This window comes from Bacillus cereus group sp. N12, from assembly GCF_016483575.1.
Classification (GTDB): domain Bacteria; phylum Bacillota; class Bacilli; order Bacillales; family Bacillaceae_G; genus Bacillus_A; species Bacillus_A toyonensis.
Genome location: NZ_JAEHBO010000205.1, coordinates 1 through 393, shown reverse-complemented (window position 1 = coordinate 393; position 393 = coordinate 1). Strand labels below are relative to the sequence as shown.

The following is a 393-nucleotide window of genomic DNA, read 5'->3' as shown; positions in this document are numbered from 1 at the left end:
GCATGTACTAAATTAACTCCTCGACTATTTAAAGCTTCAGACCAATCTTGGAAAGAGTTAGTTTTTAATGGTAGCGATGGAACTTCTCCTAAATACAAGCTATTCAAACATCGGTTTGCATCTTCAATTAAAATACGCCAGGACACAGCATCAACTATAAGGTGGTGTGCAGTTAATAATAACAACTGTTGATCATTTGAAAGCTGGAATAAGGCCCCTTTAAATAATGGTCCTACATTCAAATTTAAACTTCCTTTTAACTCTTCACCTTTTATATGAACCTGATTCAAAGCTATTTCAATTGGAATTTCAGACAAATCAAACATGGTAACCTTAGAATCAACAATGGACATATCTTCGTCATAATAGAAGTAATCCTGCTTATCCTCATAC

Annotated in this window: 1 protein-coding gene; it reads right to left on the bottom strand. The window is 34.1% G+C overall.

Translation table 11 applies throughout. The features are described from left to right. The coding region (locus tag JDS92_RS30160; RefSeq protein WP_199633047.1) for a condensation domain-containing protein at window positions 1–393 on the bottom strand (393 nt) is incomplete at both ends.